The sequence below is a fragment of the Micromonospora sp. MP36 genome (assembly GCF_008119785.1).
Classification (GTDB): Bacteria; Actinomycetota; Actinomycetes; order Mycobacteriales; family Micromonosporaceae; genus Micromonospora.
Genome location: NZ_VSFA01000206.1, coordinates 1 through 5,182, shown reverse-complemented (window position 1 = coordinate 5,182; position 5,182 = coordinate 1). Strand labels below are relative to the sequence as shown.

Annotated in this window: 6 protein-coding genes; all 6 read right to left on the bottom strand. The window is 69.0% G+C overall.

Going from position 1 to position 5,182, the window contains the following annotated elements:
* Positions 1 to 25: 25 nt before the first annotated feature.
* The gene (locus tag FXF52_RS40285) at positions 26 to 418 is read right to left on the bottom strand and encodes a hypothetical protein (RefSeq protein ID WP_148804896.1); all 393 of its coding nucleotides are present in this window, start codon (positions 416 to 418) and stop codon (positions 26 to 28) included.
* A 548-nt stretch (positions 419 to 966) separates the two neighbouring features.
* Positions 967 to 2,262 (bottom strand): hypothetical protein, encoded by a 1,296-nt coding sequence (locus tag FXF52_RS40280; RefSeq protein ID WP_148804895.1) that lies wholly within the window; start codon positions 2,260 to 2,262, stop codon positions 967 to 969.
* The gene (locus FXF52_RS40275; RefSeq protein WP_148804894.1) at positions 2,259 to 2,951 is read right to left on the bottom strand and encodes a GGDEF domain-containing protein; all 693 of its coding nucleotides are present in this window, start codon (positions 2,949 to 2,951) and stop codon (positions 2,259 to 2,261) included. The genes FXF52_RS40280 and FXF52_RS40275 overlap by 4 nt, the downstream gene beginning before the upstream one ends.
* 433 nt (positions 2,952 to 3,384) lie before the next feature.
* The gene (locus tag FXF52_RS40270; protein ID WP_148804893.1) at positions 3,385 to 3,663 is read right to left on the bottom strand and encodes a hypothetical protein; all 279 of its coding nucleotides are present in this window, start codon (positions 3,661 to 3,663) and stop codon (positions 3,385 to 3,387) included.
* A 113-nt stretch (positions 3,664 to 3,776) separates the two neighbouring features.
* Positions 3,777 to 4,229, bottom strand: a complete 453-nt coding sequence (locus tag FXF52_RS40265; RefSeq protein ID WP_148804892.1) for a hypothetical protein — start codon at positions 4,227 to 4,229, stop codon at positions 3,777 to 3,779.
* A 29-nt stretch (positions 4,230 to 4,258) separates the two neighbouring features.
* Positions 4,259 to 5,182, bottom strand: a 924-nt coding sequence (locus FXF52_RS40260) for a DUF4192 domain-containing protein (protein ID WP_148804891.1), incomplete at its 5' end; no start/stop codon positions are given.

The following is a 5,182-nucleotide window of genomic DNA, read 5'->3' as shown; positions in this document are numbered from 1 at the left end:
ACAGTGCCGCTCCCCGGGTCCGAGCTCACCAGGGCGTCCGGTAAGAGTCGCTGCACCCCATGCCCAGTGACTCGATGAACGCCAAAATGTCGAGGGTGCCCGTGGCGACGGCGATGAGCCCGACGAGCCAGGCGAGTACCAACCCCCACATGAAGCGGCGACGGCGTCGTGCGGCCACGCCCCATGTGACGGCGCCGAGTGCGTCAGCCGCAAGTGCCAGCACCAGCGTGACGAACACTCCATCCTCGTCGGGGAAACACATTGGAGCCGTGGCCCGTTGCAGGTGCCACATCACCACAAAGATGGCGGCCGCCACAAGATGGATGCATCCACCGACGACAAGGCCGGCTGAAACCGAACCGGAGGCTCGGCGACACGACACCACCAGAACACCGTCGGCAGCCGGCGGACCCGTCATGGCCTCATTATCGCGTTGACGCCTGGGCAAACGGGCGGCTCATCTGCCGCCGACCGCGCGTCTTGACCGGCGTCGAGGACCGCTACCCCGGCGACAGGACGGCACGCCGGTTACGTACTGTGACAGAAGAACAGGAGAGATCCGGCCGGCTGTCACCCGTCAAGTGAAGCTGATGTGTGACGGATCAAGTGGAGCCCGACATAACGCCCGAACGCGAGGGCAGAGCCGGCCGCAAATCGCCGCCAGCAGGTCCTTTGGCGCCGTAAACCGCGGGGACTGTGCCAGTCGGCGAGGGAATGCGCTGACTGTGAGGCTGGCGGGGGCGGTACGCAGGTGATGGGCTGACGTCGGCGGCGGCGGTCGTGACGACCAAGCCTTCGCCGACGTAGTGGTGGGTAGGGTCACCCAGCCACCGCATGAGTTGCAGCGGCCGGTGCAGTGGATCTTCGCCGCGCTGGTTGCAGCCAGCGCTCCCTGCTCATGCAGGGACAGCAGAAGGGCGTATCGGTGGGACAGGGACTGTCCCTGCCCCACCTGATCATCGACATCTATTCGTGATCTTTTAGCCTGGGTTTGCGGCTGCTGAGCATGCGCACGGTGGTGCTGAGTTTGATCGGCGCGTCGTCTGGGCCTCTGAGGAACGGGTTGATGTAGACGGGGCGGCGCAATGTTCTGCCGGGTCCGTACGGTTGGTTACGCCAGTGGCCAGACACCCAGAACCGGCTGGTCTGGCAGGGGGCCGAGCCGCCCGGTGCCGATCGCGCGCTGGACGGTGTGGTGCCGCGGTTGGCGCGGATGCGGACGACCCGCACCTCGGGCGCAGGTCGGTTGGTGCGGACATAGGTTTTGCGAACGGCTTTGTCGACGTCTGCTGCCGTGATTTCGGCGGCCTGCTGTACGACCAGTAGCCATGTCGCGAGCAGCGCTGCCACTGAATGGTCACCGGGCAGCAGGTGCTGTTCATGGACCTGGACAGTGCTCATTGGGGCGAGCCAACCTACGTGTTCGCGGAGTCGCTGGAGTGGTTTGCCGTCCAGTCCCCCGCCGATGGTGCGGTAGTTGACCAAGTGCCAGCCGTCGCTAGTGGTGGTCCAGGATGCGGCGGTGATCTGCCGTCGCGTCACCGGCCGCGACCACACGAGCAGTCCGTCCGTCGAGGGCATGAGGTCGCGGCTGATGGTGACGTCGGGGAGTTTCTCTGCGGCGTACTCGGCCAGGTCGGTGAAATCGCTGTCGATCCAGAACAGCCGTGATCGGTCCAGGCCGGCGGCGATCTGTTGACGTGCGCTGGTGTCCGCGAGCGCGGTGGGAAGGTTGTCGGCACCTCGGTAGAAGCGGGCGAGCCGGTCGCGCACCTTCGGCAGCTCCCGTGCGGTGATGGCGGTGGCAGGCCAGGCGGTCGTCGTGATGAGCGTGCGGCCTGGGACCCGGGCGTTCAGGAACGCCAGGTGCAGTTCCTCGATGCGCTCTCGCGCCTCCGGATGGTTCCCGAGGCCGAGCGTCTGCACTGCCCGCTCGATGACCTTGTCGTTTCTGCCGTCGTCGATGTAGGTCTGGCACGTTGCGCACGCCGCCCATGCGTGACCGAAGTTCTGCACCAGTCCCCCGGCCGTACCGATGGCGATGGCGGCGACGTCGCCGCCCAGGAGCGTCCATGTCGGGTAGGGGTCGCCGCAAAAGTCGCAGGTGCGGTGCACGGTGTCGAGCTGGCTGACCGGGACGGGCGCCGGCTCGTGTCCGTCGGTGGTGAGTTGGATCGGGTGCACGTAGGTGGGCGGCGTACCGAGGGTGTTCAGTGGGGCCAGGCAGATCTGGCAGGCCATTTCCTCGCGTGCGGCCGTCATGCCATCGCCTCGTCGTTCAGTTGGCGGTCGCGGAGGCGAGGCCCTCGGCGGCTGTCGGCGGTGGGCATCGCCATGCCCGGCTCGTAGACGGCGTGCCGGTTCCGGCCATGGTGTTTCGCGTGGTACATGGCGATGTCGGCGCGGCGTAGGGCTACCTCTTCGAACGGGTCGGTGGCTTCGGCGAGTGCCAGGCCGACGCTGGCGGTGACGGTGACCGTGATGGGTTTGCCGTCCGCGGTGAGTTCGACGGGCTGGGAGATCAGGGCGACGAAGGTGTCGGCGATGCGGGCCAGGTCGTGGGTGCGGACGGGCAGCAGTGCCGCGTACTCGTCGCCGGCGAGCCGCCCGGCGGTGCCGCCGTGAAGGGCGGCGATGTCGCGGATGCGGTCGCCGACCGCGACGAGGATCTCGTCTCCCCTGTCGTGGCCGTGGGTGTCGTTGACGGGTTTGAAGTCGTCGAGGTCGATCAGGGCGACGATGATGGGCCCGGCGTTGTCGGCCTCGGCGAGGGTGGCGTGCGCGGCGATCAGGCCGGCGCGGTTGAGCATGCCGGTGACCGGGTCGTGTTCCAGCTGCCAGATGGCGTCGGTGAGGTGGTTGCGGAGTCGGCGGATGAATGGCCACATGGTGAGGCCGCCGAGGGTGAACGCCACCGAGGCGGTGGCGATCATGATCAGTGGCAGGGACACTGGAGTCCTCCATTTCAGTGGAGAACCCGGGACGCATACGTTTCCTAGGCGAGGCGTCCCGGGTCCCAATGCGACGACGGCCCGCCTTGTGGCGGGCCGTTCTTCGTGTTGGTGCCGCTCGTTGGCGGCACGGCAGCGGCTGTCTCCCTGGGGAGCGTTGGCGTGGCTCAATCAGGGGATGCGCCGGCGGTGCGGAGCCGTCGATGCTCCAGGTGGCACCTGCTCGGGCGGGGTACCGCCCGAGCGCTGGATTCGCCCGGCCGGTAGGCGGGCCGGTACGACTCGCCGGTACGCGGCCGCCGGTCAGGGAGGCGGGCTTATGCGCGGGATTCGCGCAAGACGGCCGGGCGACGGCCCGGTGAATCGGAGAATGCTGCCGGCGGGTGCGATGCGGACCCTTGGGTCGGGCGACGGTAGGCCTTGGGTGTTCGTGTTAGCGGCGCACCGGGTGCGCGGCTTGGTCGGCGCGGAGTGTGGCGGCCAGGTCCCCCGGAATGACGGCGTAGGGTTCGACGGCCAGGAGCACCTCGGCCGGGTCGAGAATCGTCTCGACCAGGCCGACCCGAACCGTGTCGGGTTTGTTGTCGGGGTCGGTGACCGGGTCCCAGGCGAAGTCGACGACGGTCGCGAAGAAGGTGCGGTGTGGGTTCCAGCCGACCTGGATCGTGTAGCGCTCGAAGCCGGGTTTGGGCGTGAGGGTGTAGATGCTCATCGGTTCCTTCCATGGGAGTGTACGGCCGAGCCCGGCTGACATGAGGTGCGCCGGACGGGTCATGCCGCGGCGGCGGCTGATGAGGGCCGGCGCGAACGCCGGAGGACCGGTTCTCATGCCTCGGGCTGGCGGGCGCGTTGCTCGGCCAGGTCGACGATCTTGTCGCGGCGTGCGGCGGGAAGGCTGGCGAGCAAGTCGGCGTACTGCTGTTCCTGTGCGGTGACCGGCTGCGCGAACGCCGACTTGTAGGCCAGGCGTGCTGCCTCGTGTGCGGCTTCGATCGGACCGCTGTGGTCGTGGGCGACGGCGCTCTGACGCAGCTGCTCGGCCGCGGCAAGCGGGTCGCGGGACAGGGTGATGTCGTAGATGCGGAAGTTCGCCGGAAGGTCCGCCGCGCCGATCGCGGTGATCAGGCACAGGTTCGCCTGGACTTGGTAGGCGTATGCCTCGCTGCGGGTCGGCGTTTCGCCGCGAGCCCGCATGGCGGCGCGTTCGGCGTTCCAGCGCAGCCGGGCTTCTTCGGCGTGCCTGGCGAGGGCGAGCAGCATGCTGCGGGTGGGATCCACTGGGTTCTCCTGTTGTTGAGGGTTTCCGGCTAGCGTGTTGAGGGGTTGGTTCGGGTGCCGGCGATTGCCTGCTCGAACACCGATGGCGGGAGTCCGGCGTGCAGCGACTGCAGCAGCAGGTCGGCGAGCTGGTAGGCGGGATCCACCTGCAGGGCGCGGTGCGCTGCCATGGCGGCCAGGGCGCCGTCGCCGCAGCGCCACGCGGTGAGCGCGAGCAGGGTGGCCGGTGCCGGCACAAGCGGTTCATGGGCGCGGCGGGTGATGTCGGCCCAGAACGTGACGTGCCGGTCGTGCGGCTGCGTGAGGTCCGCGGCAAGGTCCCGCACCGATGGCCGCTTCAGGAGCACGGTGAGCCAGGCGACCTCGTCGTCGGTGAGGCGCCTGCCGCCGTCGTGTTGTCGCAGCGCGTCGCGGACCGCTTGCGGGCCGGCCTCGTCCACGCCCGTGTTGCCGGCGGCGCTCACCGCTTTCAGGCGGGTGATCGCCTCCCGGGTTGCGCGGCGTATGTCGTCACGGGCGGCGCCGTCGACGGGTGCGAACCGGGCGGCAACGGCGGCCCGGTCCGGTAGCGCGACCAGCCCGGCGGCGGTGGCTTGCACGGCGACGAGTGAGGTCGGGTCGAGCGGGGTTCCTTGGGGTGGGCAGCAGTCGGGGTTGTCGCAGGTGAGGTTGTAGACCCGGGTGCCGGTGACGCGTAGCAGTTGCCGGATGGTCATGCCGCTAGCGGTGAACGCGTCGCCGACGCTGCCTACTGCCGGGTCGACGTGGTCGGGGTCGCCGTAGCCGATGAGCATGATGTGAGTGATCGGCTGCTGCCGCCGCACGACCGGGACCAGGTTGGCGGCGAGGTCGAACAGGTGGCTTGCGGGGGCGCCGGGGGCGGGCAGGTCGGCCCGGGCGGCGAAGACGACGCGGCGGTCCCTGCTGGCGAGTACGACGATGCTGCCGTCGCT